This is a genomic window from Tateyamaria sp. (assembly GCF_039945315.1).
Classification (GTDB): domain Bacteria; phylum Pseudomonadota; class Alphaproteobacteria; order Rhodobacterales; family Rhodobacteraceae; genus Tateyamaria.
Genome location: NZ_JBDUXB010000033.1, coordinates 1 through 25,062 on the forward strand (window position 1 = coordinate 1; position 25,062 = coordinate 25,062).

The following is a 25,062-nucleotide window of genomic DNA, read 5'->3' on the forward strand; positions in this document are numbered from 1 at the left end:
ACCGCATATCCACGCTCAACAACCTGCGCCACGGCGTCCTGCTTAAACTCATCCGTAAACCGTATGCCCTTGTTCATATCCGTCTCTCCTTGGTTCCAAAATTACCAAGCAAAGCGTCTACAAATCTAGGGGCACCTCACATCGATGTGGGGACTGCTAGTGCGCGACAACGGAAATCCACTGCTAGCCTTCGCGAAACAGAAGAATTGCAAAGACGACCAATGCAACCGCCAAGCAGCACAAGAGGTATGGTTGGCCCGTCCGGTCATGGCCCGCATGAACTACCACATTGCCCGGTACAAGCCGATGATATTTTCTACAGTTGGAATGCGAGGATTGTTTCCGGGGGACCCAGACGCAATAGCTTGCTCTGCCATAAGTAAGAGCATGGCGCCGTCAGCCTGATGACCCAGATCGGACGGGCATGGCACGGCCAAGTCCTGATTTAGCCTACGCAAGCCATCCACAAGTTTGGTACAAGCTGTTGCATCGCTATCGTTGTCTCCTGCCATCTCCATGGCTCGCGCACAATCAGCATACCGATGCGGTGCAGCGTCCACCGAGAACTCTGTGACCGCAGGCAATAGCATCGCATTAGAAAGCCCGTGAGCGACGTGGAAATGGGCCCCAATAGGCCGGCTCATCCCATGGACCAATGCGACCGAAGCGTTGGAGAAGGCCATTCCGGCTTGTGAAGCCGCCAGCATCAAGGCTTCGCGAGCCTCTGCATCAGAGGGATCTTTGTATGCCCGTCTTACGTAAGTCGCGATAAGCGGCATGGCAGAGAGTGCGAACGCGTCTGTATAGGGAAACGATTTGCGACTGACATAGGCCTCAATGGCATGGGTAAGGCTGTCGACCGCCGTATCGGCGGTGATGCGCGCTGGCTTTGTGACTGTGAAAGTCCAATCGATCAGAGCGGCGGTTGCCACACAGGCAAGGCCCGATAAATTGTATTTCTCCGGTCTTTCTGTGTCTGTGATGACGCACCAACGTGTCAGCTCTGAGCCTGTGCCACCTGTTGTTGGGATCAAGACTATGGGAACACCGCAACGATCGATTTGGGCTGGGGCTTTGTAGTCCCGTACATGTCCGGAATTTACGGCCATGAAAGAAACAGCCTTTGCTGTGTCCATCGGGCTGCCGCCACCAAATCCGATCACGCAGTCATAGTCACCGGATCGAAAAACCGAGAGAGCTGCGTCGACACAGACATCGGTGGGGTCCTCCACGACTTGATCGAAAACGCCCCAAGTCAGATCGCACTTTTCCAAGACATCAGTCAGCCGGGTCAAGTATAATCGAGCGACTGTCGGGTCGGTCACGATCAAAGGGCGTGACAATCCCAATTGAGACAGAACCTCCGCTGTCTCCCCTGCCACACCGCCGCCCACACGAATGACGCGCGGCGACTGTACGCGCCCAATGGTTCCAGTCTCCATTAGAAGTCCTCCTTCTGATCAAAGAAGCCTAGGTGACTGAGGCGAACAAGGGAAAGTTTGCCTAGTGACGTAAAGAATGAAGGTTGCGTTGCTTAGGCTGTCGTCGACAGCAGTCAGCAGAAGTTTGAGCCGTTAGTGGTGAAGTTCGCTCAGCGACCAAAGCGGATGTTTGAATTGTCAGCTTTCTGGTACGCCCGCGCGCCGCAATCCTTCAAGAAAACCATGATGCCGGGAATGCGTTGCAGGGGGCATGCTGTCGACGACACGTTTGATCGTCAGGCCAGGATAACTGCTCATCAACGAGGCAACCGCTTCATCTGCTTCCTGTTGCCGTCCAGCATTGGCGCAAAAGCTTGCCAGATCACGGTAGGCCCAAGTTACTCCGGGTCCGGCAGTTAGCCCGAGCTTGGCAAGTCGGATCGCTTTGTCGAACTCCCCTGTGAGCCCATTGGCATAAGCTCGACCGAAATGCAGGTTGAATAGGAAAGGGTCTCTCGGACTGAGTGCTTCAGCGCGGTCGAATGCGGCAAGTCCTGCTTCGACATTCTGACGATAAACATTGTTCCATCCCAGTCGCATCCAACCCCAAGCAGAATTTGGGTCTAGCGAAAGAGCATGCTCTAGAATTTGGCCTGCGCGATCATGATCAAGACCTGTCATTCCCAATGCTGCAGCAATGGCCACCAATGAAGGTGCATGTTCTCCAGCGGTCAGGGCTGCTGTTTCTGCGTCCTGTTGCGCGTTTTGCCGTGAGATGAGTGGTGTATCGCTCCACATGTAGGTGGCTTGTTGAGCGAACGCCCAGGCCCGCAAAGCTTGTGGGCGAAAATTCCCGCGATCTTGCTCCAGTGCCGCGCTCAACAATTCTATCGCACGCTCGTTCTCTTCGCGGCGGTGTGCCCAGAAATGAGGGAAAGCACTCAAGTAAAACTGGTAAGCCTTTCGTTCCATTGGAGCCACAGCCCGAGCGGCTGCGATTTCCGAGGCACGTATGGATGGGGACACTGCTCCGGCGACTTGAGAAGCTATCCGATCCTGAAGTTCAAAGAGGTCTTCCAAATCATCGTCGTAGCGCTGTGACCAAAGATTTGCTCCAGTGATTGCAGAAGCAAGCTGCGCCGATATTCTCACTCGGTTTCCAGATCGCCGAATGGCGCCTGTCACCACATATCTGGCGCCAAGATCTCGTCCGACTGTACGAATATCTACAACTCGCCCCTTGAAGCTGAACGCAGATTGCCGAGCGATCACTGAAATCTCACCAACGCTTGATAAGGCTGACGTTATCTCGTCCACGACACCATCCGAGAAGAACTCATTTTCACCTCCAAGCTCCTCAAAAGGCATAACCACCACAGTCGGGAGGCTCGATGTTTCAGGAAAATGTGCTTCGGCACCTTGACCCAAAACCCACGCCTCAATGGGTTCAGGCATGTTCTTGACCTTAATCTCTCCGATCGGTCTCAAGCTTTGATCGACATTGCTCTTCACCTGATCTCGCGCCGTGCGCGAAAGGCACAGGCCACCGACGGGTGATATTGCCTCAAGGCGCGCGGCAACGTTTACAGCATCACCAAGAATGTCGTCGCCCATGGCAACGACATCGCCAACATGCACACCAATTCTGAAACGCAGCCGCTCTTCTTCTGGCTTATCCAAATCCCGTTTTGACATCGCATCTTGTATGGCGAGAGCCGCACGCACCGCTTCTATTGGGGATTGAAACTCTGCAAGGAATCCGTCACCCATGGTCTTAACAACACGTCCACTGGCTTTCTGAACAAGAGGCTCCACAACCCTGGACCAGATCGCGCTTAAACGGGAAATAACGCCCTCTTCATCCACCGCCATTAAGCGTGAATAGGCCGCTAAGTCCGCAGCAACTATCGTTGTAAGTCGCCTGATGCGAGGTTCCCCCAGGGTAAGTAAGTTCAGTCTGGGCAACTATCACAACGACTGCAATAGCCGGACCAGTGGTCATTACTGTTTGTTCTGCCACTCGGTCATTGGCGTAAGTTTGGAGCGAACGGGGGCCTTGCCCCGCACAGAAGTCGTTGTTGCATGATGAAGCGAACGGCAGTTTCGAGCCCAAATCAGGAGATTCTGACGTCTCGTTACTGCACCGCAAAGATACTGCTCTCGTGTTTCTGGTTGAATTCCCCTCCGCGCAAAATACTGTGAGGAAGGCTCAAACAAAAGGTTAGAACAGCGCATGATCCACCGATCGGTCCTTTTCCTTTTCGGCGCAATATCGTTGTCCGGTGTCGCATTCGCTCAAGAGCGCCCGATTTTCGATGCGCATATCCACTACAGCCACGACGCCGTATTGTCCGTCCCTCCAGAGCAAGCTGTGAAAATTTTGCGGGAGGCCGGCGTGCGAAAGGCGTTGATTTCCAGTTCCGATGACAACGGTACGCAACTGTTAAAGGCGGCGGCCCCCGATATCGTCGTTCCAGCTTTGCGGCCTTATGCCCGCAGGGGTGCGATTGGAACGTGGATGCATGATCCTTCCGTGATCGACTATTTGGAGAAAAATCTGGCAAAGAACCACTACGAGGCCATCGGAGAATTCCATGCTTTCGGCGACGACATCAAGACTCCGGTGCTACAGCGCCTGATCGTCTTGGCGCGCGAACGCAATTTGCTCTTGCACCATCATGGTGATCGCGCCGCACTGGATCTGATTTTTGAGTCCTGGCCCGACGCACGGGTTCTGTGGGCCCATTCAGGGTTTGTCGATCCGGGCAGTGTTGTGGATGCATTGGACACATATTCGCGGCTTTGGGCAGATTTGGCGTATCGATCAGACATGGCGTCGCGCGGCAGGGTAGATCCTGATTGGAAAGCCGCATTTGAGGCCCATCCTGACCGGTTCATGGTTGGTACCGACACTTTCGCGCCCGAACGCTGGTACTATGTTGGCCCACATGCTGAGTTTTCCCGGGAATGGATGGACACCCTGCCAGATGGCCTTGCTGACAATATCGCCTTTGCCAACGCTGAACGCATGCTGCAGACAAAATGAAACTGCGGGCTCTTGCCTTGGGGGTGCTCTGGTCGGGGGGCGCTTCGGCGTGCGGCACCGATGGGGTGCCTCTGATATCTTCGGACCAAGACGCGCCTCACGTCGAAATGTTTCTGGATGACATGCAATTGGCCCAGCCTTTTTCGGTCAAAGTGATTGTATGCGGCGATAAGGACATCCACAAACTCGTCGTTGACGCTGAGATGCCCGCACACCAGCACGGGATGAATTACATCCCAACTGTTGTTGATTTGGGGGAAGGCGCGTTTCGTGTGGATGGCATGCTGTTTCACATGCCGGGTGTCTGGGAAATACAAATGGACCTGTATGACCAGACTGGCATCACCCGCTATACCCAAACGACCGAATTGCAATGAAACGCGGGTTCATTTGCGCCATGCTTCTTTTGGGCGATCCGGTCATGGCAGACGTGATCCTGTCGCCTGTCGAGATTTCCCAAACCCTGTCGTTAGGGCCATGGCCGCCCGAACCAGAGCCCGACAAAAGCAACAGGGTGTCGGGGGATCGGGCTTCGATTGCCTTGGGCGAGGATTTGTTCGCAGATCCAATCCTGTCCAAGGATGCCAGCCTTGCCTGTTCAAGCTGTCACGATCCGGCGCAGGGGTTTACGGTTCCATTGCCCCGCGCTGTTGGTCGCGAAGTTCTGGATCGCAATAGCCCGAGTGTGGTGAACCTTGGTGGCTTGCGCTGGTTTGGCTGGGGGGGCAAAAGCGACAATCTGTGGGCGGCCAGTTTACACCCGATTGTCGCGGATCAGGAAATGGCGCACAGCCCACAAAGTTTGCAGGCGGCGCTTTCAGCAAGCCGGTTCAAGCCTGCTTATGAGGCCATCTTCGGTCCGATCGACACGCAACCGCCCGAGGCGGTTCTGGTCAATACCGCTAAAGCTCTGGCGGCGTACCAAGAGGTTTTGGTGACGCGATCAACCGCCTTCGATGTGTTTCGAGATGCACTTGAAGAGCAAGACCATGCCACAGCGCTCAGCTATCCCGAGGCCGCTCAACGTGGTTTGCGGATCTTTCTTGGGAGGGGGAATTGCATCATGTGCCACAGCGGCCCACGGTTTTCCAATAACGAATTCCATGATGCAGGTGTTTCGTATTTTATCGATGAAACAACGGTGGACCAAGGACGGTTCGGCGGGCTGAAATTTCTACTGTCCAACCCATACACACTGGCTGGTGAATGGAGCGATGATGAGGACAAACAAGGTGCCTGGGCCGTGCGGAATGTCCGCCAAACGCATGCAGATTTCGGCACTTTCAAGACACCAAGCTTGCGTGGAGTCGTTGAAACCGCGCCCTACATGCACAACGGATCGCTGCCAGATCTCACTGCTGTTGTTCGGCACTACAACGAGATCGATCTTGAGAGGATGCATGCCGATGGTGAAGCAATTCTCCAGCCATTGAACTTGTCTGAAGCCGAAATCTCAGACGTGGTCGCGTTTCTTGAAACTCTTAGTGAGGTTTCCGACTAAGAAGCCAAGATGGCAATATTGGCGCGTATGGTCGGTTTGGCTTGAGTGACCGACACCAATGTCCGCTATTCCGATCAAATTGTTAGACAGCGGCGGCTAGGCTGCTCAGGTGAATAGTTGCATTGTTAACATTTGCTGCGCTTGCAAGGGTCTGGATTGCCCGCATAGCGGACAGGGGCGTCATCGCGGATGAGTGGAGGCTTTGCGGAAACATCGCTGACGAGTTGAGCCGATCCAACACGATGCCTCGCTCTTGTGAGCGGCGAGATCCGTCGCCGATGGCTGGCAACGCAACTCGATACTCCTGCGGGCGTGCACAATTGTTTTCAGTCTGAAATATGAGGCCAAAGCGGTTTGAATAGCGCTTGTGTCTCCGTGTCACTTGAGCACAGGTTGGTCTAGGGCGCGTATCTGCCCTGAGTCCTCATCATTTGGGACAAGGTCAATGAATACACAGTCAAATCGCGCCACTTGGCTTGCCGTTTCTGCGATGTTCGTTCTGAACGGCGCACTTTACGGCATTTGGGCCGCGCGTATTCCGGCGATGGCGGCGCGTCACGACCTTGATGCGGGGGAATTGGGTCTGCTCCTGTTGTTGTTGGCGGGTGGGGCGATCGCCGCTTTTCCACTCGCCGGGCGCTTTGCCGACAAGCTGGGTGCTGCTTTCATCACGTTGTGGATCGCGGTGGCGTACACGGTGGCCCTCGCGCTCACAGCGCTTGCTCCGAACATCGCCACCCTCGCAGTTGCGCTTGCCGTGTTTGGGGCGACGCATGGTGCGATGGATGTCGCAATGAACACATGGGCGGGAGAGGCCGAGCGCCATATCGCGCGCCCGGTAATGTCGTCGTTTCATGCGATGTTCAGCCTTGGAGCCGGTTTGGGTGCGGCAAGTGGGTTTTTCGCAGAGCAATGGGGAGTTGGCATTCTGGTACATTTCATAGCCACGGGTGCGGTTGTCGCCGCACTGACTCTGGCCGTGGCTCGTATCGGTTGGGTCTCGCCCACTCAGGACCGGGTGTCAGGCACGCCGTTGTTTCCGTTGCCCAAAGGCCCGCTGGTTGCCGTCGGCCTGATCGCGTTCTGCACTTCCATGGGCGAAGGAGCGATGGTCGATTGGAGTGCTCTCTTGCTGATCGAAACAACTGCAGTCACACCCGCGCAGGCGGCCTTGGGTTACACAGTTTTCTCGGTGGCCATGGTGATCACCCGATTGATGGGGGATCAGGCTACGCGTGTCTTTGGTCCTACACCCACGGCGCGGATTGCCGGGGTGATCGCGACAGTGGGGGCTATCAGTGCGGTGTCCTCGACGAGCTACGGCGTGACCCTGACTGCCTTTGCGTTGATGGGGGTCGGATATGCAGTGATCATGCCGCTGGCCTTTTCACGGGCCGCGCGCGATCCGTATTTGCCACCCGGTACAGCCATCGCTTCTGTGTCGACCCTTGGCTATGGCGGGTTGCTTCTTGGTCCGCCGCTGATCGGGTTTGTGGCCTATGCGAGCACGTTGCGCACAGGCTTTGCCCTTCTGGCGGTTCTGGCGGCTTTGATCATCGTTCTTGCAGGTGCGGTGCGCGCAAAGTAAGGCGGCCCCCTTGCAGGCACGCACGGGCTGGGGCAGGGAAGTGGGATGAAGCTGGCTTCCGTATCTCTCATCGTGCCCGACTATAACGAAGCGATTGCCTTTTATTGTGGGCAGATGGGCTTCGATCTGATCGCTGATATCGATCAGGGGCGCAAGCGCTGGGTCGAGGTGCGCCCCGGCGAAGGTGGAGCGTCCTTTGTGCTGGCCCGGGCCGACGGACCCACCCAACAGGCAGCCATTGGGGCGCAGGGTGCAGGGCGGGTGTGGCTGTTCTTGCAGACGGACGATTTTGCCCGGGATCATGCGCATTTGCTGCGAGCGGGTGTCACGTTCGAGGAATAGCCACGCGTGGAGCCCTATGGCACAGTCGCCGTATTTCGCGATATCTTTGGCAACCGCTGGGATCTGATCGAGCGTCGCTAGGGGAAAACCTCGAGAGTTGTCTCGCCCAATGGTCCGAATGTGAGGGTCAGAGTGAAGGTCGTGGGTATGGCGGTGGCAAAGGTCAATTGGGTGCTGACCAACGCGTCTTCTGCGAAGTTGACATAAACTGGTGCAATAGCGGGGCTTGTGGCACCAGGGGCCGATATGCGGGTGAGCACAATCGGACCGCCGAGGCCTGTCATCTCAATGGTTACCGCCAGTTGGTTATTTTTTCGTTCGGTCGATAGGACGCGGGTGAGCACTTCGGGACCGTGAGGCCCGTCATGTGCGTCAAGTGGGGCAGGGGCGAAAAGCATCACAATGGCAATCATCACCCAACTGGGCGGCCATATCGCATGCCTCATGATCGATTTGCCCATCGGTTTCCCTGTTTCTTTGCCGGCCCCGTAATATTGCCCAAAGATTTTTGCTGCGCGATGTGATTTTCCACTTGCAGCGCAGGGCCGGGATAAGTATCTCACGCCTCACCCAAGGAAGCGGGCGTAGCTCAGGGGTAGAGCATAACCTTGCCAAGGTTAGGGTCGGGCGTTCGAATCGCCTCGCCCGCTCCAAATTACCAAAGCCTTACATGCACTTAGAGTAAGCCCTTCGGGGCACCGGGCAATTCGTTTTATGCAGTTGCGTGTGAGCGTTCACGCGAAAGATGTGAACTCCAGTTTTGGAGAATCGTCATCAGGATTTGGCAAGGTGCTCGGAGATAGGCTCCGGCATGGTGTCGAGGGTTCCAATATTTAACTTATTGGCTCTATGCGGCCTGTTCTTGCAATCACGCACCGTTTTTCACCTTCCGCTCGCGGCGGATGATGTAAATTCCAGTGGCGACGATTACCAGCGCACCAACCCACGTCCAAGAGTCCGGCAGCTGGTCAAAGACCAGCCAACCCCAAAACGTGCCCCAGATCAGCAAGCTGTAATGAACTGGTGCCAGGACAGATGCATGGGCTATTTCCAGCGACTTGATGATCATCAATTCACCAAGAGCAGCAAAAAAGGCCATTCCGAATAATAGCGCCCATTGCATACCTGCCTCAGGCATCGTCCAGAAAAATGGAAGCGGTATCGACAATGCCAGAGTGCTGACAAGAGCAGTGTACGCAACCGTTGTGACCGTGCGGTCGTCTTTTGCCAAATGGCGCGACAAAACTTGCCTTGCCGCAAAGGCGGTAGCAGCCAGAACGACCAGAAAGCCGGCTGGATGCATGACACCTAAGCCTGGCCGGATGACAATAAGAGCCCCGCAAAACCCCACGACAACGGCGCTCCATCGCCTTAGGCCAACTTTCTCGCCAAGAAACACCGCTCCCATTGCGGTGACCAAAAATGGGGCCACAAAACTGATCGCAACTGCGTCCGCCAGCGGAACAAATTTTATCGCAAAGATAAAGCAAACGGCCGAAGTAACCGCCAATAGTCCTCGTCCAAACTGCAGCGCAGGATGACGGGTTCCAAAAATTGACGGACCGAGCATTGCCAGAGCGACAATGACGCCCGCCAGAAGGCCAAATTGACGAACCCAGACGATTTGGACCGGGTGGAAAAACTCGGTGAGCAATTTGGCTTGGGTATCTGCCACGGAAAACACGAAAAAACCGAGACCCATCACCAACAGGCCCCGCACATTGTCTGGCGCGCTAATATCTGCGCTTGATCTGGACTCGTTGGAAGTCAATTCGGTGTCTCTGGTGGCTAGTGAAAGCCGTGATTTTCGACATCACCGAACATAGTGTGTCAATTTCAGGCTGTGTTCTAAGTGACCGTAGTTGAATCCTTTAAACAGAGCGACAAGGAAATCTTTCAGAGCAGACAATTCTATTGTTCGAGCGCAATCCGTACTTCGAACCCCGGGTTCGAAATCACACTCTGAAAAGGGACCGACCCAGTAAAATTCAGTGATCTGAAGGCTGAACAAGCCGGCTCATCAACTCCGCTCGTTTCTGCGCTGGATGGGTTAGGGCCAATGACATTCATCCCAAGTCGAGCAGCATTCGGAGGCCAATTTGCCTGATCTGCTGTATTTGAGGTTTGGTCGGACTGGTTAAGTTCCCTCGAAGCGTGGCGTTTCCTTGGCCAAAAAAGCTGCGATTCCGGCTGGTCCATCTTTTGTGCACATCATATCGGCGATAGATCGCGTTTCTCGATCCAGCTGGGTTTCCAAGCCGTCCGAAAATGCCGTGTCCAGCAGCCTCTTCACGCCACCAAACGCCTGTGTCGGCCCGGAAGCGATTTGCCGTGCAATCGCACGGGCTTCGTCCATCACAGTCTCTGGCGGCACCACCTTGTTGACCAAGCCCCAGGCCTGAGCTTCGGCGGCAGTCAGGACTCGGTTTGTCAGCATCAACTCTTTGGCCCTTAGCAAGCCGACATGCTTCGCCAGATAGTACGTCGACGATCCGTCCGGGGTTAGGCCTGATGATGTATAGGCCGAGACAAACTTGGCCCTTTCGGATGCGACGACATAGTCGCCAGATAAAACCATAGAAAACCCGCCGCCGCCCGCGGTTCCGTTCACGGCCATGATGACCGGTGCGTCGATGCGAGCAAGCCGGATTAATCCTGCATGCAACAAGGTGGCCATTCGGGTCAGATGGGCGGGTTTGTCTGGGGCGGCGTCCATTTCGGCAAGGTCACCGCCGCCACAGAACATCTTGCCCGTGGAGGTGACAATGACGGCGCGCACGTCCGGTGCCCCGCAGCGCACCCCAATGTCAAACAACTCTTCGGCCATACGTGCATTCAACGCGTTGGCGGGGTTGTCCTTGCGGTTCAGGGTGATTGTCGCGATCCCGCCTGATACCTCGAAGCGAAGTGTTTCATAGTCCATGGGTATGACCTCTGTCAGGTTTTATAGCACATGCCTTGCGGCTTGTCGTTCCAGTTCGAAGGGTTGGGAAAGCAATGCCTCGACGTCGTGGGCCCCGATCGGTTCGCCACAGTCCGGACATGTCATGCGCGGCGCAACAACCTGTCCACACGTCTTGTGCATGATCTCTACGGGGGTGTCTTCCGTACTCAGCCAGCGATCACCCCATTGCTTCAATGCGATGATCACCGCCCAAAGGTCACGCCCCTTTTCCGTCAGATGGTATTCATAACGGGGCGGACGTTCTGAATAGGCCTTGCGTCGGATCACCCCCTGAGCTTCCAACTTTTTTAAGCGCTGAGAAAGAAGATGGGACGACATGCCTGTGAGGCGCAAGAAATCGTCAAAGCGTCGGGTGCGCAGGAACATTTCCCGCACAATCAGAAGCGTCCATTCATCACCAACCTGCGCTACAGCGCGCGCGATTGTGCAGGTCTGTGATGGAAGGCCAGAGCGGCTCATGTGAGGTCACTTCAATTTTTGAATTGACTAACTTTTAAAGTTGAAGTCTCCTGCTTGTCAAACAAATCCACGGGGTCAGCCCTATCGGCCACGCGCCGAGCCGTGCCAAAATCTTGGCGGTTGCCTGACAGGTTTCCGAGAGGTCCGTAATGAAAGTCTATTTTGCTCCCCAGTCGCGTGCCGTGCGCACGGTTTGGTTGCTGGAAGAAATCGGGAAACCCTATGAACTGGTGAAATTCACGCTGGGACAAAAAGAAATGCGCGGCCCTGACTACATCGCGATAAACCCCAATGGCCGGGTGCCCACTGTGGTCGACGGAGATAGCACCATCAGCGAAAGTACGGCGATTGCGCAGTATCTGTCGGCTAAATATGCCCCCGACCTGGCGCCTGGTCCCAACGCTCAGAACTTTGCCGAATACCTGCAATGGCTGCACTATGCGGAGGGCATGATCATGCCGCCGATCAACAACTATGTGGTCGAAACTATCCTGCTGCCGCCCGAGCGCCGCAACGAAGAAATCGCAATGCGCGCGCTCAAGCTTCTGAACCGCACGCTCGTGGCCGTTGAGCAGCATATCGACGGGCGGGATTTCCTTGCCGGGGATTTCACGATTGCGGACACGATCACCGGGCACGCCGTTATCATGTCTCGACGCCTTGGTGCCGAGTTCGCAAACTTACCGAACCTGTCCTCCTATGCTGATCGGCTTGAGGGCAGGCCGGCCTTTCAGGCGGCGGAAGCGGCATAAGCAACACAATGACTGAAAAACCCATCTGTCTGATCATCGGCGCCGGAGACTACATCGGCGCAGCCATCGCCAAGCGTTTTGCCAAAGGTGGGTTTCACGTCGTGATGGGCCGCCGCCGCGGAGAAAAGCTTGCACCCTTGATCGCGGAGATCGAAGCAGAGGGCGGTAGCGCTCAGGGGTTCACCTGGGACGCCCGTAAGGAAGAAACCGCAACAGAGATGTTCGCGCATGTCGAAGGTGAAATCGGACCGATCGACATCTGCGTCTTTAACGTCGGCGGCAATGTTCAGTTTCCCATTCTGGAGACGACCGAACGCATCTTTCGCAAGGTCTGGGAGATGTGCGCATACGCGGCGTTTCTGTCCGGGCGCGAAGCTGCCAAATACATGGTGGAGCGGGAGAAAGGGTCGATCTTCTTCACTGGTGCAACAGCCTCGGTGCGCGGCAGTTCGGGATATGCCGCCTTTGCTTCCGGAAAATTTGCGCTGCGGGGCCTGGCGCAGTCCATGGCTCGCGAGTTGGGGCCGAAAAACATCCATGTGGCGCATCTTGTCATTGATGCAGGCGTCAACACCGAATTCGTGCGCGACCGGTTGCGGCAGGCGGGCAGGGACCCCGGTAGCTTGCCGCCCGACACTCTGATGAATCCAGATAGCATCGCTGAAACCTATTGGAACCTGCACCACCAACGGCGCGATGGCTGGACACACGAACTGGACATCCGCCCTTACGCCGAAAAATGGTGACACCTCACGGCCCGCATCGATCCAGACAGGTCGCTGATCCCTCAACCTAACAGAAAGCAACGCGATGCTCGACCACCTGCTGAACGGTGTGCTGCCTGTTTTTGGCGTTGGTGCCGTGGGCTATGTCCTTGGCTTGCGTGGGACTTTCGATTTCAACATGGCAATGGCGCTGAACAAATTCGTTATGTTCATCGCAATGCCTGCGCTGAGTTTCCAATTGCTGGCCAATGCCCCATTGGAGACGTTCAACCTGCTTATGCTGGCCGGGTATTTCATCACCGAAGTGCTGATGTATGGCGCTGCATTTCTGATTGCCCGACTGCTTTTCAAGACCGACGTTATGGAGGCCGCTCTGCTGGGGTTGGCCGCCGCGCTGGCCAACCACGTCCTGTTCGTTCTGCCGATCGCGGTCACTCTGTTTGGAGAGTCTGCTGCTGTGCCGATTGTCGCTATCATTTCCATGGATGGCATTCTGCTCTTTAGCGGGTCTTTGATCTTAATGGACGTTCTGGCAACAAAGGATGCCTCGCTTGGCCACACACTTGGCAAGATTTTTCGAAACCCACCATTGGTCGCGATGGCACTTGGGCTTTTGGTGGGGTTGCTGGGCGTCTCAGTGCCGACAGGCTTTGATGTCTTTGTTGATTTTCTGGGGGGGACGGCTTCCCCGGTGCTGCTGTTTGCGCTTGGCGTCATTCTGAGCCAGAAGGCCAGCGGTTCCCGACCCATGTTGCCCGTGGCCATCACCGGTGTGAAGCTGGTGGTTCACCCATTGCTGGCCTGGGCAATTTTTGTGGGCGTTCTGCAGCTTACGCCCGAGGTGCGCAACCCGGCGATGATGGTGGCGGCCGCACCCTGCGGGGTCATGGGTTTCATGCTGGCGCTGAACTATGGAGTACGGGTCGACGCCATCGCACGGGCCATTCTTTATTCGTCGATAGGATCACTGCTGACAGTGACACTGGCCGCGTCGTTGTGATGTGACCAGAAAGGGGCAATTGCAGCTTGGAGGAATGATGACAGATCGGGGTTTCACGCGGCTGTGCTTGCTGTGCAATCCGCTACACCTGTTCAGGTCCTGCACGATATATGGGCAATGGCCGTTGCCGCCACCGTCAGCAGGCAACCGAAAGTGCCTGTTTCCCGGCGGTTCTGGTCAAGCAAAACGACTTCAAGATCGACGACAGTGAGCCACTTCGCTTTGAATGCCCTGCCGATCGCGGACACGCTAAGCGCCAGGGCTTGTGTGCGACATGCGGGTCGCCATTGTTCCTGATAAATGGCGCGAGTGATGGAGAGATCGTGTTCTTTGCAAGCAGTATGGCCGAACCAAGCCTGTATACTTCCAGTCGCAACATCTTTGTAAAAAACGCACAGCCTTGGGACGTCATGGATCCGGCACTGCCCAGGTTCGCCGCGAAACCTTGACCGAAACCTAACCTACGAAGGCACTTCGAAGCAGGTTTTTCCGATCGTAGCCCAAGAGCTCTGGTTTTCCGACTTGTGGCTCCACGGCTCTTGGGGGGGGTGCGCGTCTCTGGAACAAGACGATTTGCCCTCGAACCCGCAGAGAACGTCGGCAAACCGCTTACGGCAATTTTGGCCGGTTTTTATAGTCATAAAAGTCCGCAAAAAAGAGCGCTTTGCGTTATAACTCCAACCTTGGGTTGGTTGGCGCAACAGCTGTTCAACCAACCGCATGCGAAAACTTCTTCTGCCTAAGCCATGCGTTTCCTACGCGGTCCGCTTTAGACTGGAAACCACCCGCTGCCACTGTTAGCTAGCCGCACATTGTGTGAGGCCACTACTGCAACTATGTTGATGGCACTGGAAATTGAGGTTCCGTGAAGCACTCCCTTCCAAAACGTAGAAATCCGCACGAGATGGCCGAAGAAGCTCTGGCTTCAGGCTGGTATAGTATGGATACGGTACCATTGAAGGGCGAGGGTGAGTTCCTAGTTCTTACGCTTTCCGGTCTCATTAGGCTTGCCAGAAACCGCCGGAATTATCGCAAATTCCGCCAAGCCGATGGCTATGGCCCGAAGCGCCTGACCGTAAACGCGGTGGACAGTGGCAACTACCTTGGCGCGATCGCATGGAAGTGGCCTGAAGGGTAACGCCTTGTTCGGCGCCCTGAACTCGCACCGCGATCTCAAGTCATCCAAACAGTGCGCCATACTCAACCACGTGGAAGGCGAGCGATGATCGTCTGATCCTTAGCTTTCGTGCAGAAAGCAATGATTTTCAGGCCGAACCCCGAATTCATGCTGACCAGACAAATGAGCAACTCCGCACGCATCGGTACGACTAAGAGTCCAAAGACAGTCCAAACCCGCCTCCGCGCCACAAGGAAACGGTGAAAGATAAAACTTCGGAGGCGGATGTATCTTAGTTGTGGCGAAATTGTTGGGGGTTGTTCTGGCGGAGGTTTCTGGACCGCCGAGTATCGGGTGGGACAGCGGGCTTTTTGTATCAGCGACAGATTCAAACACCAATGCACTGGCGAGACTTTCTCATCGGGACACCACGACAGTTGTGACCGTGAGAATTGGGTGGATGTGTTTGAAGGGTAAAGCTCTGCGGTGCAGAAAACCTTTGTTCACATTTCTCGATAAGAGAAAGAGTATTTTCCTGACAACAAAATCGTAGCGTCCGACAACCTAATCACCTTATGGTCTGTCCACGTTTGTGGGCGGCCCGTCGATTATCATTTGTTAGAGTCGCCAAAAAGCGCCTCAGACTGAGGGCCAACAAGGGACGAGAACCCATGGACACAGATAAAGATTTGGAAAGCTTGGATGAATTTTAAACATTGGATTGCAGCAATTGTTCTCGTTCCAGTGGCAGCGCTTGCTCAGAGCGTCACCAACCCGGAAGGCGAGGCGCGCAGGCCTTATTCCCCTAATGCGGATCGTGGCTTTCCCGAGCGTGTCCTGTTTGGCGATACACACGTGCATTCAGCGCTGTCGGCCGATGCTGGCGGTGGCGGAACCACGTTGATGCCACGCGATATGTACCGTTTTGCGAGCGGGCATCAGGTGTTATCGAACACCGGTCAACCGGTGAAACTACCGCGCCCCTTCGATTTCTACATGCTCACAGAGCATACCGACGGCATGGGTGTGATCACCGACATCATGCGCGGCGCACCGAACATTATGGCGGACGAGCAGGGCAAGAAATTCCATGAAGAATTTGCAAAGGGCGGCGACGCAGCCAAGCAGGCATCGATAGACCTGATCGCTCAGTTTTCACAGGGCACTTTGTCGGAGGCGCTGCTCTACCAGCCCGGCAGTGCCGGATATGACAACACTTGGCGTGACCTTGTGCAAGCGGCCGAAGAATTCAACGAACCACATCAGTTTACGGCGTTGATCGCTTATGAGTGGACTTCCCTCGTGGCCGGCAACAACCTGCATCGTAACGTAATCTTCCGAGACGGACCTTCGAGGGCTCTGCAGGTTGTCCCATTCCTGATGGCGCCGCCTGCTGGCAGTCCGGATCCTCGTGATTTGTGGAAGTGGATGCAGGCCTATGAAGACGAGACAGGCGGCGACGTTATCGCCATTCCCCACAACCCGAACCTTTCCAACGGTATCATGTTCGCTCCGAACGACACCTTCCAGAACGGCGCAACCTTCGACAAGGAATACTTGCAAACCCGCCAGACTTGGGAGCGTCTTTTGGAAATCCAGCAAACCAAGGGTGATAGCGAAACCCACCCGCTTTTATCGCCAACCGACGAGTTTGCCGACTACGAGTCATGGGATTGGGCGAACCTTGATATATCCGAGGCAAAGACGCCGGAGATGATCCCGTTCGAGTATGCCCGGTCCATTCTCAAGAAAGGGCTGGAGTTTCAGAAATCGGAAGGCATCAACCCGTTCAAGCTAGGCTTTGTTGGTGGTTCAGATATTCACACCGGCCTTACTACGCAGGACGACAACAACTTCTTCGGCGCCTTCACTTGGATGGAACCCTCGGAAACTCGCGCCCTTGCGGATGCCAAAGGCAATGACGATCTCGGGATTTCATACAAGGGCTGGCAATACGCAACGCCCGGTCCGACCGCTGTTTGGGCGACTGAGAACACCCGCGCGGGTGTCTTTGATGCACTGGAACGGCGCGAGGTCTATTCCACCACCGGGCCACGAATAACAGTGCGCCTGTTTGGTGGCGACTTCGCAGCTGATGACATCAAGCACCGCGACCTTGCGCGTATCGGCTATGAGAAGGGGGTACCGATGGGGGGCGACTTGCCGCAGACGGACGCGGCGCCAAGCTTCCTCGTCTATGCCTTGCGCGATCCCATCGGAGCAAACCTTGATCGAGTGCAGATCGTCAAGGGATGGGTCGAAGCAGATGGGACCTCGCAAGAGAAGGTCTATGACGTTGTATGGGCTGGAGGGCGACAGCCCGACCAAGACGGAAAGTTGCCGCCTGTGGGCAATACCGTCGACCTGTCGATCCCTTCGTGGACCAATGACATCGGCCGGGCCGAGCTTGGTACGGTTTGGACTGACCCGGACTTCGATCCGTCTGAGAACTCGTTTTACTATGCACGTGTAATCGAAATCCCAACACCGCGTTGGACCGCCTATGATGCCGTGCGCTACGGTGTAGATATGTCTGCCGAAGTCAAATTGATTACCCAGGAGCGCGCCTACACCTCGCCAATCTGGTACACTCCCGAACCAGGAATAGACTGATGTTAAATAAATGTTTTTTGCCGGTGTCGGCACTTGTTGTCGCTGCAGGCGTAGCGGTGGCCGAGCCGAACCCGCTCCGCAACGCCTATTTTGGCGAGACCCACATGCACACAGCCTTCTCGCTTGACGCATATATCGGCGGCACACGGTTGATGCCTGCGGACAGCTTGTCCTACGCGAAGGGAGAGCGGGTGACCTTGCCTGACGGGACTGTGGTACAGCACAAACGGCCACTCGATTTCGCTGCTGTGACGGATCATTCAGAATATATTGGCGAGATGTATTCGACCATGTTCGAAGATGCACCTGGGCACGACGACAAGGATCTTGTTGCGCTACGCGGGTTGGAGAGCCTTGAAGATCGGCAGGACTGGTTCATCAAGTACGTTGTCTCATCAAATCGCTCAGCCACGCCTCAGCACCCGCCTTTTTTTGCGGGTCCGGCTACGGCAAGATCGGCATGGCAGGTCATTGTCGAGGCAGCTGAAGAGGCCAACGAGCCCGGTGTGTTCACCGCTTTGATCGGCTTCGAGTGGTCGGCCGCGCCAAATGGCGCTAACCTGCATCGCAATGTGCTGTTTCGCGACAGTAACGTGCCCTCGAGTGTGCCGAGCTATATCGACATCAACGAAGAGGAAAACCTATGGGCTTGGATGAAAGGGCAGGAGGCCGAAGGCCGCCACCTCTTCGCCATTCCGCACAATTCCAACGCCTCCAAGGGCCGGATGTTCCCGGATATTGACAGCTTTGGGGATGCGATGGACCTTGAATACGCGCGCACGCGGCAGGCTTATGAACCGCTGATCGAAATGATGCAGGTCAAAGGCAATTCCGAAGTGCATCGTAAGTTCTGGGCCGCAGACGAATTTGCCGGTTTTGAAAATGCAGACTCCATCCAAAAAAACTCAGGTCGAATTTTCCGTCAGCGCGATTTCGTCCGGGGTGGTTTGGTCGACGGTATTGGCTATGAGTTTGCACTCGGCGTGAACCCGTTCAAATACGGCTTTATTGGAGGAACAGACAATCACAACGGATTGATGTCTGAAGTAGCTGAGGATGAGTTCATCGGAGCGCACGGCCCCGAGGATGGCAGCGTCGAGCGCCGCCGCACCGGCAGCGTTGCGGGGTGGATCGATGGGCAAGACCTTTCTATTGGATCGCTGGCAGGTGTGTGGGCCATCGACAATACCCGCGCTGCGATCTGGGATGCTATGAAGCGGCGCGAGACCTTCGCCAGCTCAGGCCCCCGCATAAAAGTGCGTATGTTTGGCGGAGTGGACCTGTCGACACCGACAGACCCAGTGCAGATGGCACAGGAGGGCTATTTGCTCGGTACTCATATGGGGGGCAACCTGAAGCCGGCCGGCGCGCCGCCGACCTTCACAGTCTACGCAGAGAAAGACGCCCTCGGGGCCAACCTGGACCGAATACAGATCATCAAGGGTTGGGTCGATGAATATGGCGATGCCAACGAGAAGATCATTGATGTCGTCTGGGCGGGCGACCGTGACATTGATCCGGACACCGGTAAATTGCCCGCGGTGGGCAACACGGTTGATCTGTCGACTGCGCTGTACACCAATGACATCGGGGCACCGATGTTGATGGGCAGTTGGACCGACACGGATTTCAATCCACAGTCGAAAGCCTTCTATTATGCCCGGGTTCTGGAAATCCCAACTCCGCGTTGGACGACCTTTGACGCGGTGCGCAATGGGTTGCCTTTGCTGGAAAACGTGCCGGCCACGATCCAGGAACGCGCTTGGGGTTCGCCCATCTGGTACAGCAACTAGGATTGCGGCGATGAAAAAAAGCTATTGCATCGCCTTCGCAGTCGCCTTGGGCGCAAATGCCACGACCGCTTGGGCTGTCGAAGGCGGCTTGGGTGCCTATCTTCTTGGTTCCCGGACAACCTTTGCAGGGATCGTCCCGGGACCCGGGTCTTATTTTGGCATCGACATCGTGACGACGCGCGGTTCTGTTGAGGGCCTTTCGCTGGGTGGTCTTCCGATCCGTGCCGAAACCGATCTCGACCTGACCTTCGCCAAGCTCAGTTACACTTACGTGTTTGACTCGACGCTATGGGGCGGAACACCCGCGCTCAATCTGAACATACCGATTGTGCTCGATGCCGATCTGACCTTCATAGGCGAGACACCACCCATCGCTGGGGTACCCATCAGTGACAGCGCCTCTGGCCTTGGCGACATAACCATCACACCGATGGTCGGCTGGCACTCCGGTATGTTGCACTACAGTGCAGGGCTTTCGGTTTTTGCTCCGACCGGCTCGTACAGCACATCGTCCATCGACGTACCCGCCAGAACGATCAACGCACTCAACACGGGCAAGAACATCTGGTCATTTCAGCCCGTTTTTGCGGTCACACACATGAACCCCCAAACCGGGCTTGAGTTCTCCGGAGCGGCAAGCCTGATATTCAGTACTCGAAACAAGGATACCGACTACCAGAACGCGCCTGCGCTGAATCTTGAAGGAACGGTAATGCAGCATTTGCCGTCCGGTTGGGCTTTTGGGGTGACAGGTTACGCCTACCAACAACTCGACGATGATTCCGGTAGCGGTGCTGCGGTCACACGTGCAGCGCTTGGAGCGTCCAGCCTGCAAGCCAGAGTGTTCGGTGCGGGCCCCATGGTCAGCTACTCTGGAGCCTCCATTTTTGGCAAAGACGCGAGCTTTCAACTAAAGTACTTCACCGAATTCGGGGCCAAACGCCGGTTCGAAAGCGATACATTGTGGTTCAATATGTCTTTGACGTTCTGACCACCCGAAAGTTAGGGCCAAGTTTTGGTCTTCGCGCTGCTTGTTCCGGCTTCGCGAATGTCAGAAGCCCGCTACACACTTGTTGTGGGCACTAGACACGGACCGAGCGCCCGAGCGGCTTGCGGCATCCAAAACCATAGGTGACTGGAACAAACTTTGCGGCGTCGACGACTGAGCTCGCTTCTAACTGGTGTGGGGCCGCTGGAAAAGTGGGCCGCTGGCCAAAAAACTCCTTGGGACTGGACCTATGCGCCGAGGGAAACCGCCGCTAAGCTTCTATTTAGGGAGACGAGATGGAAGCGACAGTTCTGACGTTCGAGATGATGGTGGTCTTGGGACTGCTGGCATTTACGGTATTCCTATTTGTTTCCGAGATCATCCGCATCGATTTGGCGGCGATCCTTGTGATGGTGATCTTGGGGGGGCTCAGCACGCTACCGGGACTAGAAAGCCTTTCTAACCGTGCCGAGCTTTTTTCCGGGTTCTCTTCAAACGCAGTCATTTCAATTATCGCTGTGATGATCATCGGGGCAGGGCTGGATAAGACGGGCCTGATGTCCAAAGTTGCAACGTTGATATTGAAACGAGGCGGCACGAACGAAGCGCGAATTATCCCAATCGTTTCGGGCACCGTGGGAGTTATCAGCTCTTTCATGCAGAACGTCGGAGCCGCCGCGCTTTTCCTGCCTGTCATCAGCCGAATATCAGCGCGAACGGAAATTCCAATGAGCCGTTTGGCGATGCCTATGGGGTTTTGTGCGATCCTCGGCGGGACGATCACGATGGTTGGCTCTTCGCCTTTGATCTTGCTGAATGATCTTCTGACGTCTGCGAACCGAACATTGCCAGCCGACCAGCAGATGCAGCCGTTTGGCCTGTTTTCGGTCACCCCAATCGGGCTGATGCTTGTCCTGACTGGCGTTCTTTACTTTGTGCTTCTGGGCCGTTGGATTCTGCCCGGCCAACGGGGGCGGGGCGCGGATGCTGGTGCTGCACGGTCAATGCAGAACTATGTTGAAAACACCTATGGTCTCCGCGCAGACATGTTCGAGGTGCGTGTACCTGAAGGCTCACTTTTGATTGGTCAGAAACTGGCTGACATAATGGTTGCGCACCATCTCTACATTCTGGGCACCTCTTACAGAGGCCACAAAGTCATTGCGCCCATGGCTGATACTGAAATTGAGGCGCCAGCGCGTCTGGCCGTTTTGGGCCTGCGGCGGGTGTTGCATGACGAATTTTCTGAGCCCTATGGTTTGGAAATTCTACCTGAGTTGGACGTTTTCGCCGATGACTTTGCGGCGACGGAGTCTGGCGTGGCCGAGGTTGTGATCCCACCTGGTTCGTCTGTGATAGGCCAGTCACCGATGGAACTGCGCCTGCGCCAAACGCATGGGCTGTCAATTCTCTGTATTCATCGCGGCGAAGAGACGATGAGCCACGTGGAAACCGAAGATCACGTTGCCACTCATATTGGCGTCGTGCCGCTGCAGGCGGGCGATACCCTCGTTGTCCACGTCCAATGGGAGCGGCTTACCCGGCTCAAATCTGATCAGGATTTTGTCGTTGTGACGTCGGATTTTCCGCAGGAGGAATTGCGCCCGCACAAAGTGAACTGGGCGCTTGGCTTCTTTTTAATGACGCTGTGTCTGATATTGTTTACCGACCTGCTCTTGTCACTGGCTTTGCTGGCCGGTGCTGTCGGGATGATCTTGTCGCGCGTCCTGTCGATAGATGAAGCTTACGAGGCCGTCAGTTGGAGCACGGTTTTTCTTTTGGCTTCGCTGATCCCAGTGGGAATGGCGGTACAGAACACAGGCACCGCGGCATGGATCGCAGAGCAAATTTTGTCTTTGTTGGCCGGTTGGCCACTTTGGTCGCTGCAAGCGGGTCTGGCCGTTTTGGCGACGATCTTTACGCTCGTGATGTCGAATGTCGGAGCGACCGTTCTGTTGGTGCCATTGGCGATCTCCATAGCGATTTCAGCGGGCGGGGACCCGGCGGTCTTTGCGTTGACGGTCGCGATTTCCACCTCAAACTCGTTCCTGATCCCAACGCATCAGGTTAATGCGCTGATCATGGGACCTGCAGGCTACCGGGTTGTGGATTTCCTCCGCTCTGGTGGGATCATGACTGTCTTGTTCCTGATCGTCTCTATGGTCGGGCTGACGCTCTTCATTTAGTACGGATACGAGCGTTTCGCGGTTGAACAGAGGCGACAAAAAAGGCGGATGCATTCGAAAACCTGTCGTCGGACCTGCCACGCGAACGAAACCATATTTGGCTCGCGTGGCCCTTGCCTTGCAACAATTATGGATATCAAAGTTTGCTGAAATACACTTTGATCGCAGACAATCCCGTTTCGATTTCTTCGGCAATGATCTGCTCGGTCGCCGGGTCCTCGGACGAGAATTGGGCCGACCACATGATCAAGGGCTTTTCGAAGGGCTCAATTGACAGGGTGGCAGTGAAGTTCTCAATCGGCAGGGACGAGCGCGCGGTTTTATACGTGTATGATATCCCGGCTTCTTTCGCGATACGCTTGTGCACGGCTTCGTCGCCGTCTTTTGAGGTAACGACACGGACAAGCGCGCCGTCACTGACTTTGAGCGAGCAGGCTGACACGCTTGGGTGCCAGTCGTCGATGTCGCAGAAATCTCCGATTAGGCTCCATACGTCTTCAGCCGGTGCAGAAAGCTCAATTGTGCGGCTGATTTGATAGTCTTCAGACAGCGCGGCGGTGGCGCAAAGTGTGATGAGAGCTGTGGCTGCGGTTTTTGCAATGAAGTTCATGTTCAGTCCTTTGGGGTTGATGTCGCATGTGCACGACGTGCCTTTTTTGCGAATAACGCGCTCCGGTGACTGCCAACTAAGAGGCACACAGGTACGTCAAAGGGGCTGCGAATTGTTCTTGCCAGCCGGAGCGATCCTTCGCACAGTCAGTAAGCCTCGGAGGCATCTGAAATGTCCGGATCAACACCTGAAAAAGATATGAAATCGCCCCAGACCGTTCTGTTGGGCGACTTCAACTTTTCTCTAGATACAAGGGAGCTGACCGATGCGGCGGGTAATGTTGTTCATTTGCGCAGCCAAAGTTCGGAGGTTCTTGCGTACCTTGCGGGGCGGTTGGGCGAGACAATTTCGAAGGACGCGATTTTCGAAAACGTCTGGGACAAGAAGTTTGTCACCGATGACAGCCTGACGCAGTGCATCGCGGATATCAGGCGCGCCCTGAATGATACGGATCACAAGATCGTCCAAACCCGACCCAAAAAAGGATACCGCCTGAATGGATCAGCGCGCTCAAGTGTGACCGCTGACGCGCCTAAGGCCGAGGTCGCCCAAGAACGCACAAAAATGGGATCTTTGGTGATCGCTTTAGTGGTCTTGGCTTTCATAGGAATTGGCGTGTTTTGGGCTACGGCAAATCGGGGTGAGGATGGCATCGTTCTTGCTGAACGCCTAAACCTGCCGCCCCAACCATCCATTGCCGTTATGGCCTTTGAAGATCAAAGTGTAGGTGAGGAGGCGGGGTACCTCAGTGACGCGATTGCGGAAGGGATAATTGCCGATCTATCCCGGTTTCCGGAACTTTTTGTCATCGCGAGAAACTCCAGCTTTAGCTTTCGTGGGTCGCCGACCAAAGTTAGCGAAATCTCGGAGAGCCTTGGCGTCCGCTATTTGCTCGAAGGAAGCCAGCAAAAAAGTGGTGACCGGCTGCGCGTGAGAATCCAGCTTGTCGACGCGGTTGAGGGCGACAATTTGTGGTCGCAAGTCTACAATAGCGATCTCGGGGATGTTTTTGCAGTTCAGGACGACATTGTGCGCAAGGTCGTCTCAACCGTCGCGCAAAAAGTCATCAACTCTGAAGGCCAGGAAGCAATCCAATCAGATGAGACCAAACTCACCGCTTTGCTGCTGAACCTGAAGGCGCGTCAGCATCTGTTTGATTTCACGCCGGAGGGAAATGAAAAAGCGCGGCAGGCCAATCTTGCGGCGGTAGAAGCCGACCCCACACAGCCTTTTGGCTATGTCGGCCTGACCTTTGTTCACATCAACAAGTACCGTTGGGGCTGGACCGACAGGGAGCCCGTTGCGGAACTGAATGCGGCAAGAGACTATGCGCGTAAAGCCGTCGAACTGGCACCTGACTACTACGACAGCCATTCGGCGATGGCCTACCTTCACATCCAAGAAGGGCAGATGGACAAGGCCGTTGCGCGGTATCAGCAGGCGCTTGAACTCAATCCCAATGATACCAACGCCATGGCCTCGCTCGCCGAGGCGTTGACCTATGGCGGCCAGCCTGAAGAAGCCGAAGATCTCATGCTAAGGGTCATAAGGCTTGATCCGCTTCATCAGGATTGGATCAAATGGAATTTGGCTTGGGTCCAATGGCATACCCGTAACTGCGACGACGCCCTGAACACGATGAATGCGATGTCTGACATTCCTCCGATGGCCTATCGTGTGTTGGCGATCATTCAAGTTTGCCGAGGCGCGGAGAAAGAAGCCAACGCCGCCGTCGAACAGCTCTTGGCGTTTGATCCGGAATACTCGCTCGACGATGTTCTTCATAACTATGAGGGCAAATATTCGAACAAAACGGATATCGAGCGCGTATTGAGCGATCTGCGTCAAGCAGGTTTGCCAGACTAGTTACGCGCCCGAGATGGGCACCCGGAACGCACCTGTTTGGAAGTGTGGGATATCTTGAACCGTTTGGCGCAGATCACTTTCACATTCAGG

The 25,062-nt window shown here is 55.5% G+C and carries 21 protein-coding genes, 1 tRNA gene and 2 pseudogenes; 17 read left to right on the forward strand and 7 right to left on the reverse strand.

The window, feature by feature from the left end; translation table 11 throughout:
- Nucleotides 1-281 precede the first annotated feature (281 nt).
- Together ABJD00_RS09630 and ABJD00_RS09635 are read right to left on the reverse strand one after the other, a co-directional pair.
- The gene (locus ABJD00_RS09630) at nucleotides 282-1,442 is read right to left on the reverse strand and encodes an iron-containing alcohol dehydrogenase (protein ID WP_348410101.1); all 1,161 of its coding nucleotides are present in this window, start codon (nucleotides 1,440-1,442) and stop codon (nucleotides 282-284) included.
- Nucleotides 1,443-1,619: 177 nt separating this feature from the next.
- Complete coding sequence (locus tag ABJD00_RS09635; RefSeq protein WP_348410103.1) at nucleotides 1,620-3,386, reverse strand: adenylate/guanylate cyclase domain-containing protein; 1,767 nt, start codon at nucleotides 3,384-3,386, stop codon at nucleotides 1,620-1,622.
- A 268-nt stretch (nucleotides 3,387-3,654) separates the two neighbouring features.
- On the opposite strand from ABJD00_RS09635, the gene ABJD00_RS09640 reads away from it, so the two are divergent.
- The 5 genes and pseudogenes from ABJD00_RS09640 to ABJD00_RS09660 all read left to right on the forward strand — a co-directional run bounded on the left by ABJD00_RS09640 (nucleotide 3,655) and on the right by ABJD00_RS09660 (nucleotide 7,979).
- On the forward strand, nucleotides 3,655-4,467 hold the full coding sequence (locus ABJD00_RS09640; protein ID WP_348410105.1) for an amidohydrolase: 813 nt from the start codon (nucleotides 3,655-3,657) through the stop codon (nucleotides 4,465-4,467).
- Nucleotides 4,464-4,844 (forward strand): hypothetical protein, encoded by a 381-nt coding sequence (locus ABJD00_RS09645; RefSeq protein WP_348410107.1) that lies wholly within the window; start codon nucleotides 4,464-4,466, stop codon nucleotides 4,842-4,844. Before ABJD00_RS09640 ends, ABJD00_RS09645 begins: the two co-directional genes overlap by 4 nt.
- Complete coding sequence (locus ABJD00_RS09650) at nucleotides 4,841-5,968, forward strand: cytochrome-c peroxidase (RefSeq protein WP_348410108.1); 1,128 nt, start codon at nucleotides 4,841-4,843, stop codon at nucleotides 5,966-5,968. Before ABJD00_RS09645 ends, ABJD00_RS09650 begins: the two co-directional genes overlap by 4 nt.
- A gap of 445 nt (nucleotides 5,969-6,413) precedes the next feature.
- Nucleotides 6,414-7,556: an MFS transporter gene (locus ABJD00_RS09655; protein WP_348410110.1), complete on the forward strand. Its 1,143-nt coding sequence runs from the start codon at nucleotides 6,414-6,416 to the stop codon at nucleotides 7,554-7,556.
- A gap of 45 nt (nucleotides 7,557-7,601) precedes the next feature.
- Nucleotides 7,602-7,979, forward strand: a pseudogene (locus tag ABJD00_RS09660) (VOC family protein).
- Here ABJD00_RS09660 and ABJD00_RS09665 read toward each other — a convergent pair.
- The gene (locus ABJD00_RS09665) at nucleotides 7,976-8,359 is read right to left on the reverse strand and encodes a hypothetical protein (protein WP_348410112.1); all 384 of its coding nucleotides are present in this window, start codon (nucleotides 8,357-8,359) and stop codon (nucleotides 7,976-7,978) included. The pseudogene ABJD00_RS09660 and the gene ABJD00_RS09665 overlap by 4 nt on opposite strands.
- 117 nt (nucleotides 8,360-8,476) lie before the next feature.
- On the opposite strand from ABJD00_RS09665, the gene ABJD00_RS09670 reads away from it, so the two are divergent.
- Nucleotides 8,477-8,551, forward strand: a tRNA-Gly gene (locus ABJD00_RS09670).
- 215 nt (nucleotides 8,552-8,766) lie between these two features.
- On the opposite strand, the gene ABJD00_RS09675 is transcribed toward ABJD00_RS09670, so the two are convergent.
- From ABJD00_RS09675 to ABJD00_RS09685, 3 genes are all read right to left on the reverse strand, one after another.
- A complete protein-coding gene (locus tag ABJD00_RS09675; RefSeq protein WP_348410114.1) occupies nucleotides 8,767-9,600 on the reverse strand; it encodes a DMT family transporter in 834 nt (277 codons plus the stop codon).
- Nucleotides 9,601-10,035: 435 nt separating this feature from the next.
- Nucleotides 10,036-10,821, reverse strand: a complete 786-nt coding sequence (locus tag ABJD00_RS09680; protein WP_348410116.1) for an enoyl-CoA hydratase/isomerase family protein — start codon at nucleotides 10,819-10,821, stop codon at nucleotides 10,036-10,038.
- Between the two features lie 21 nt (nucleotides 10,822-10,842).
- Nucleotides 10,843-11,322 (reverse strand): helix-turn-helix domain-containing protein, encoded by a 480-nt coding sequence (locus tag ABJD00_RS09685; RefSeq protein ID WP_348410117.1) that lies wholly within the window; start codon nucleotides 11,320-11,322, stop codon nucleotides 10,843-10,845.
- 149 nt (nucleotides 11,323-11,471) lie between these two features.
- Between ABJD00_RS09685 and ABJD00_RS09690 the strand changes: the two genes are divergently transcribed.
- The 9 genes from ABJD00_RS09690 (at nucleotide 11,472) to ABJD00_RS09730 (ending at nucleotide 22,496) form a co-directional block, all read left to right on the forward strand.
- Nucleotides 11,472-12,074, forward strand: a complete 603-nt coding sequence (locus ABJD00_RS09690; protein WP_348410118.1) for a glutathione S-transferase family protein — start codon at nucleotides 11,472-11,474, stop codon at nucleotides 12,072-12,074.
- 8 nt (nucleotides 12,075-12,082) lie between these two features.
- Nucleotides 12,083-12,820: an SDR family oxidoreductase gene (locus tag ABJD00_RS09695; RefSeq protein WP_348410119.1), complete on the forward strand. Its 738-nt coding sequence runs from the start codon at nucleotides 12,083-12,085 to the stop codon at nucleotides 12,818-12,820.
- A gap of 64 nt (nucleotides 12,821-12,884) precedes the next feature.
- Nucleotides 12,885-13,799, forward strand: coding sequence for an AEC family transporter (locus tag ABJD00_RS09700; protein ID WP_348410120.1), 915 nt, complete (start codon nucleotides 12,885-12,887; stop codon nucleotides 13,797-13,799).
- A gap of 110 nt (nucleotides 13,800-13,909) precedes the next feature.
- The gene (locus ABJD00_RS09705; protein ID WP_413830464.1) at nucleotides 13,910-14,248 is read left to right on the forward strand and encodes a GFA family protein; all 339 of its coding nucleotides are present in this window, start codon (nucleotides 13,910-13,912) and stop codon (nucleotides 14,246-14,248) included.
- Between the two features lie 491 nt (nucleotides 14,249-14,739).
- Entirely contained in the window at nucleotides 14,740-14,937 is a 198-nt protein-coding gene (locus ABJD00_RS09710; protein ID WP_348410121.1) for a hypothetical protein, read from the forward strand.
- Nucleotides 14,938-15,618: 681 nt separating this feature from the next.
- On the forward strand, nucleotides 15,619-17,529 hold the full coding sequence (locus ABJD00_RS09715; protein ID WP_348410122.1) for a DUF3604 domain-containing protein: 1,911 nt from the start codon (nucleotides 15,619-15,621) through the stop codon (nucleotides 17,527-17,529).
- A complete protein-coding gene (locus ABJD00_RS09720; protein ID WP_348410123.1) occupies nucleotides 17,529-19,322 on the forward strand; it encodes a DUF3604 domain-containing protein in 1,794 nt (597 codons plus the stop codon). Before ABJD00_RS09715 ends, ABJD00_RS09720 begins: the two co-directional genes overlap by 1 nt.
- A gap of 10 nt (nucleotides 19,323-19,332) precedes the next feature.
- Nucleotides 19,333-20,313 (forward strand): transporter, encoded by a 981-nt coding sequence (locus ABJD00_RS09725; protein WP_348410124.1) that lies wholly within the window; start codon nucleotides 19,333-19,335, stop codon nucleotides 20,311-20,313.
- 293 nt (nucleotides 20,314-20,606) lie between these two features.
- Nucleotides 20,607-22,496 (forward strand): SLC13 family permease, encoded by a 1,890-nt coding sequence (locus ABJD00_RS09730; protein WP_348410125.1) that lies wholly within the window; start codon nucleotides 20,607-20,609, stop codon nucleotides 22,494-22,496.
- Nucleotides 22,497-22,632: 136 nt separating this feature from the next.
- On the opposite strand, the gene ABJD00_RS09735 is transcribed toward ABJD00_RS09730, so the two are convergent.
- Complete coding sequence (locus ABJD00_RS09735) at nucleotides 22,633-23,106, reverse strand: SRPBCC family protein (protein ID WP_348410127.1); 474 nt, start codon at nucleotides 23,104-23,106, stop codon at nucleotides 22,633-22,635.
- Between the two features lie 198 nt (nucleotides 23,107-23,304).
- On the opposite strand from ABJD00_RS09735, the pseudogene ABJD00_RS09740 reads away from it, so the two are divergent.
- Nucleotides 23,305-23,589 (forward strand): annotated as a pseudogene (locus tag ABJD00_RS09740) (winged helix-turn-helix domain-containing protein); the annotation flags it as partial.
- Between the two features lie 219 nt (nucleotides 23,590-23,808).
- Nucleotides 23,809-24,972, forward strand: coding sequence for a tetratricopeptide repeat protein (locus ABJD00_RS09745; protein WP_413830481.1), 1,164 nt, complete (start codon nucleotides 23,809-23,811; stop codon nucleotides 24,970-24,972).
- Nucleotides 24,973-25,062: the final 90 nt, after the last annotated feature.

Bases quoted from the DNA above. Each gene is read 5' to 3' on its own strand.
- ABJD00_RS09640 (WP_348410105.1), top strand. From the start codon at position 3,655: ATGATCCACCGATCGGTCCTTTTCCTTTTCGGCGCAATATCGTTGTCC.
- ABJD00_RS09730 (WP_348410125.1), top strand. From the start codon at position 20,607: ATGGAAGCGACAGTTCTGACGTTCGAGATGATGGTGGTCTTGGGACTG.
- ABJD00_RS09665 (WP_348410112.1), bottom strand. From the start codon at position 8,359: ATGGGCAAATCGATCATGAGGCATGCGATATGGCCGCCCAGTTGGGTG.
- ABJD00_RS09720 (WP_348410123.1), top strand. From the start codon at position 17,529: ATGTTAAATAAATGTTTTTTGCCGGTGTCGGCACTTGTTGTCGCTGCA.
- ABJD00_RS09630 (WP_348410101.1), bottom strand. From the start codon at position 1,442: ATGGAGACTGGAACCATTGGGCGCGTACAGTCGCCGCGCGTCATTCGT.
- ABJD00_RS09735 (WP_348410127.1), bottom strand. From the start codon at position 23,106: ATGAACTTCATTGCAAAAACCGCAGCCACAGCTCTCATCACACTTTGC.
- ABJD00_RS09705 (WP_413830464.1), top strand. From the start codon at position 13,910: ATGGGCAATGGCCGTTGCCGCCACCGTCAGCAGGCAACCGAAAGTGCC.
- ABJD00_RS09690 (WP_348410118.1), top strand. From the start codon at position 11,472: ATGAAAGTCTATTTTGCTCCCCAGTCGCGTGCCGTGCGCACGGTTTGG.
- ABJD00_RS09680 (WP_348410116.1), bottom strand. From the start codon at position 10,821: ATGGACTATGAAACACTTCGCTTCGAGGTATCAGGCGGGATCGCGACA.
- ABJD00_RS09725 (WP_348410124.1), top strand. From the start codon at position 19,333: ATGAAAAAAAGCTATTGCATCGCCTTCGCAGTCGCCTTGGGCGCAAAT.
- ABJD00_RS09685 (WP_348410117.1), bottom strand. From the start codon at position 11,322: ATGAGCCGCTCTGGCCTTCCATCACAGACCTGCACAATCGCGCGCGCT.
- ABJD00_RS09710 (WP_348410121.1), top strand. From the start codon at position 14,740: ATGGATACGGTACCATTGAAGGGCGAGGGTGAGTTCCTAGTTCTTACG.
- ABJD00_RS09745 (WP_413830481.1), top strand. From the start codon at position 23,809: ATGGCCTTTGAAGATCAAAGTGTAGGTGAGGAGGCGGGGTACCTCAGT.
- ABJD00_RS09695 (WP_348410119.1), top strand. From the start codon at position 12,083: ATGACTGAAAAACCCATCTGTCTGATCATCGGCGCCGGAGACTACATC.
- ABJD00_RS09675 (WP_348410114.1), bottom strand. From the start codon at position 9,600: ATGGGTCTCGGTTTTTTCGTGTTTTCCGTGGCAGATACCCAAGCCAAA.
- ABJD00_RS09650 (WP_348410108.1), top strand. From the start codon at position 4,841: ATGAAACGCGGGTTCATTTGCGCCATGCTTCTTTTGGGCGATCCGGTC.
- ABJD00_RS09700 (WP_348410120.1), top strand. From the start codon at position 12,885: ATGCTCGACCACCTGCTGAACGGTGTGCTGCCTGTTTTTGGCGTTGGT.
- ABJD00_RS09715 (WP_348410122.1), top strand. From the start codon at position 15,619: ATGAATTTTAAACATTGGATTGCAGCAATTGTTCTCGTTCCAGTGGCA.
- ABJD00_RS09645 (WP_348410107.1), top strand. From the start codon at position 4,464: ATGAAACTGCGGGCTCTTGCCTTGGGGGTGCTCTGGTCGGGGGGCGCT.
- ABJD00_RS09655 (WP_348410110.1), top strand. From the start codon at position 6,414: ATGAATACACAGTCAAATCGCGCCACTTGGCTTGCCGTTTCTGCGATG.